Origin of the sequence: Candidatus Protofrankia californiensis (assembly GCF_900634765.1) — a bacterium.
In the GTDB taxonomy this organism is placed as follows: Bacteria; Actinomycetota; Actinomycetes; order Frankiales; family Frankiaceae; genus Protofrankia; species Protofrankia californiensis.
The window spans coordinates 1-4,365 of the sequence record NZ_CAAAFT010000462.1; the positions used below are offsets into that span (position 1 = coordinate 1).

The following is a 4,365-nucleotide window of genomic DNA, read 5'->3' on the forward strand; positions in this document are numbered from 1 at the left end:
GCGTTGCTTCGGGCGGCAGCCGCGCCGCTGAGCGATGTCGTGGACTGGTGGCCCGACCTGACCGACACAGATGCGTGCCGGCACTGGTTGGACCAGATGTGGTCCCGCCCTGATCTCGCCGACGCTGTGCGGCAAGCCAGCCCGTCCCTGGGAGAGGGCGTCGACGCCATCCACGCCGGTCGTACCGTTGGCGGCAAGCAGATCCGAAGCGCCACCCTGTCCACCGCGCGTTACCTGCTGCGCAGCATCGGCCGCCCCACCCCCTTCGGCCTGTTCGCCGGTGTGGCCCCGGTGAGCTTGGGCAAGACGACCCAGGTGGACTGGGGCGCGGATCACCGAGGGGTGGCCCGCGTCGACACCGGGTGGCTGGCTGACATCATCGCTCGCGCTGAACGCTGCCCCGAGCTGCTGGAACGGCTCGACGTAGTGGTCACCGATCTGGCTGTCCGGCGTGGAGGGCGACTGGAAGTACCGCAAGGGCCGAACCGGGTGACCATTCGCTATACCAGCGCGGTCGCGGCGGTCCACGACCTGGCGGCAACGCCTGTCCGGTTCGGGGCCCTGATCGACACGCTGGCCGAGGGCTTCTCCGTCGACCGGTCAACGACGCGGGGCATGCTCACCGAACTGGTGCGGCACGGCTACCTGCTGACCAGCCTGCGCGCCTCATTCACGGTCACCGATCCGTTCGCTCACCTCATGGACCGGCTGCACCACGCTGGCGCCGGGAGTTTGCCGGCCCTCGCGTCCCTGGTGCACGACCTGGACGTCCTGCTGGCGGACCTGCGCCACCACAACCACGAGACAACCACGCGGGCCGAGCAGAGTCGCGTCCGCGCGGCGATCACGGACCGGATGAGAGAACTCTCGCCGGAGGGGCGCACGCCGCTGGCGGTGGACCTGCTGCTTGACTGCGCGGTGCAGCTGCCGAACCAGGTCGCGGTGAAATGGAGCGGGCTGCCAGCGCGCTGCTGTGCCTGACGCGGCAGCCGACAGGTGAAGCAGCTTGGCACGCCTTCCATGCCGCGTTCGTCGACCGGTACGGCACCGGCACGCTGGTGCCGCTGGCCGAGGTGCTCGACCCGGACGCCGGCCTGGGTTATCCGGCGGGGTATCGCGGGAGCGTGCTGTACGCACCGATACCGGGTATCCCGGAGCGGGACGAGCGGCTGCTGGCGCTGGCCTGGCAGGCGATGGCCGACGGTACCCGCGAGATCGTGCTCACCGATGAGCAGGTCAGCGAGTTAACTGACGAGACGTTCGACGAGCGCTACATCCCGCCGCACGTCGAGCTGTCCGCCCGCATTCACGCCGCCAGCACCACGGCGCTTCAGCATGGCGACTTCCTCCTCACGGTCGCTCCCGCCCGCTCCGCTGGCACCCTCACGTCGCGATTCACGCCGACGGCCACCGGCTCCGGCCTCGCGCAGGCGTACAGGGCACTGCCCGCCGCCACCGACGGCGCGCTGCGCGTACAGATGTCCTTCGGGCCGCTGTACCCGCACGCGGAGAACGTCTGCCGTGTCCCGGCCTACCTCGACCACCTGCTCCCGCTCGGGGAGCACCGCGAACCCGCCGACACCAGCCTCATCGCGGTCGACGACCTGGCCATCACCGCAACCCGCGACCGGCTGCACCTGGTCAGCCTCTCGCGCCGCCAAATCATTGAGCCGCAGGTGTTTCACGCGCTCGCGCTGGACAAGCAGCCCTCGCCGCTGGCCCGATTCCTGGCTCACCTGCCACGGGCGTTTTCCGCCGCCTGGTACCAGTTCGACTGGGGTCCGCACATCCGGCTGCCGTTCCTGCCCCGGGTGCGCTACCGGCGCACCATCTTGTCCCCGACACAGTGGCGGCTGACCACCGACGACCTGCCGCAAGGCCAGGCCGGTCCAGACCACTGGCGGCAGGTGCTCGACCGGTGGCGGCAGCGCTGGGGGTGCCCCGAGGTGGTTGAGCTGCGCGACGCAGACCGCACGCTGCGCCTGACCCTCGACGAACCCGCGCACGCCACCCTCCTGCATGCCCACCTCAAGCGGTATGGCCAAGCCATCCTCTATGCGGCCACCCCACCAGCCGAGTACGGGTGGATCGACGGCTACGCCCACGAAATCGCGCTACCCCTTGTCACAACCCGCGCCGCCGCGCCCAACCCTCTGCGCGGGACGCTGCCCACGGTGACCAACACGCACGGCCAGCTGCCCGGCACCCCGGACACGACCTGGCTGTCTGCCAGGATCTACACCCATCCCGAGCGGATGAACGAGATCATCACCGAGCACCTGCCCACCCTGCTGGCCGCGCTCGACACCGAGCCCTCGTGCTGGTGGCTGCGCTACCGCAGCTCGCAGGAGACCGACCACCTCCGGCTGCGCATCCGGACCAACCGCCACCACTACGCTACGTGCACAAACAGGGTGGGGGAGTGGGCGCAGCGGATGCGACAGGCAGGCATCGTCGGACAGCTGGTCATCGACACCTACTATCCCGAAATCGGCCGCTACGGGCACGGCGCGGCGATGAACGCGGCCGAGGACGTCTTCGTCGCCGACTCCCATCTCGTCGCCACCGCATTGCGGGACCTGACCACCACCACCGCCGCCGCACACCCCACCGCGCTGGCCGTGGCGAACATGGTCGGCATCGTCACCGGCCTTGTCGGCGAGCACGCCGAGGCGATGGACTGGTTGGCCGCCCGACCCGTCCCCTCCACACCCACCACGGACCGGGCGGTGACCGGCCAGGCCATTCGGTTAGCCACCGACATGGGAGCGCTGCGGGAAGTGCCCGGCTGGGCCGCAGCGGTCGACCACGCCTGGCAGGCCCGCGCCGACACGCTGGCCACCTACCGCAAGCACCTGCCGACGGACGCGGACCTCGACCGCGTGGTGGAGTCGCTGCTGCACATGCACCACAACCGGGCCCTCGGCATCGACCCGGACGGCGAACGCACCTGCCGCCGTCTGGCCCGTCAGGCGGCACTGGCCTGGCAAACCCGCCACCAGGGCGGCGGTGAGGGCCGGTGACGCGCACCGATCCGCTCGCCCGACCACCGGGGCACGATCCCTCACCGGACTGGAGCCAGTCACTGTCCAACGGAGCCGCCGGGATCGCGCTGCTGCATATCGCCCGCGCCGGCATCGAAGGCTGGGACACAGCCCACCAGTGGGTCACCGCGATGACCCGCAGCCCCGTTGTCGCCGACCCCGACGCCTGCGGCCTGTTCCGGGGTGCTCCGGCTGTCGCCTTCGTCCTTCGCGCGGCCAACCACCCGGCCTACGCCGCCGCGCTGGCCACCCTGGACGGCCACATCACCGCACTCACCCGGCAGCGCCTGGGCCGGGCATACGAGCGGATCGAGCGCGGGCAGTTGGCAGAACTGCGCGAGTTCGACCTGATCAACGGGTTGACCGGGATCGGCGTGTACCTGCTCCAGACCCATCACACCGAACTGCTGTCCGAGGTCCTGTCCTACCTGGTGGGTCTGGCCACGGAATCCGCGACCGTCGGCGGCCAGCGGCTGCCGGGATGGTGGACCGGTCACGGCCCCGGCGACCAGCCCTCTCCCGCGTGGCCGGGCGGCCACAGCAATCTGGGTCTCGCTCACGGCATCAGCGGGCCACTGGCGTTGCTGGCCACCGCGATGAGGCTCGGGATCATCGTGCCGGGTCATGCCGAGGCGATCGACCGGATCTGCGCCGAGCTGGACCAGTGGCGCTGCGGCACCCCGGGGCGACGGTGGTGGCCCGGCATGATCTCCCCGGCCGAATGGAAGGCTGGGGCCGTCCAGCAGCCCGGCCCGCAACGACCCGGCTGGTGCTACGGCACCCCTGGACTGGCTCGTGCCCAGCAGGTGGCCGCCCTGGCGCTGGGCGACCGGCGGCGGCAGCACGAGGCCGAGTCCGCACTGGCCGGATGCCTCGTCAACGAGAAGCAGCTGGCTCAGCTCAACGACGCCGGCGTCTGTCACGGATGGGCCGGGCTTGTCCAGACCACCCGGCGAGCGGCGGCTGACGCCGGTCCCGACAGCGCCCTGGCCGCCGTCCTGCCCGATCTGCACACCAGGTTCGAGCAGCACTTCCACCGCACGACACAGGCGACCGGCGACGGACTGTTGGAAGGCGCGGCGGGCATCGCGCTGACCCGCCACATCTGCGCCGACACGGCGTCTGCCACCCGGTGGGACGCCTGTCTGCTCCTCGCCCCACCGACCCTTTGAGGCCCCGCTGCCCTTTGAAATGGGGCCCGCTGCCCCTTGAGATACTGCGCACGGAAGGAAACGGATGACCGCCACGACCGATACCCAGCCCGAAGACCTGCGTAACCGCATGGTCGACCGCATCGACGCCGCCGGCTACCTGCGCTCGG

General features: G+C 70.8%; 2 protein-coding genes and 1 pseudogene. All 3 read left to right on the forward strand.

Features of this window, described 5'->3' with window-relative positions; all coding sequences use genetic code 11:
- Positions 1–96 precede the first annotated feature (96 nt).
- Positions 97–1,958 (forward strand): annotated as a pseudogene (locus tag DD1DGNOD_RS30215) (lantibiotic dehydratase family protein); the annotation flags it as partial.
- A gap of 297 nt (positions 1,959–2,255) precedes the next feature.
- Positions 2,256–3,023 (forward strand): thiopeptide-type bacteriocin biosynthesis protein, encoded by a 768-nt coding sequence (locus DD1DGNOD_RS30220; RefSeq protein WP_241255947.1) that lies wholly within the window; start codon positions 2,256–2,258, stop codon positions 3,021–3,023.
- A complete protein-coding gene (locus DD1DGNOD_RS23870; protein ID WP_131771074.1) occupies positions 3,020–4,216 on the forward strand; it encodes a lanthionine synthetase C family protein in 1,197 nt (398 codons plus the stop codon). Before DD1DGNOD_RS30220 ends, DD1DGNOD_RS23870 begins: the two co-directional genes overlap by 4 nt.
- The last annotated feature ends 149 nt before the right edge of the window (positions 4,217–4,365 follow it).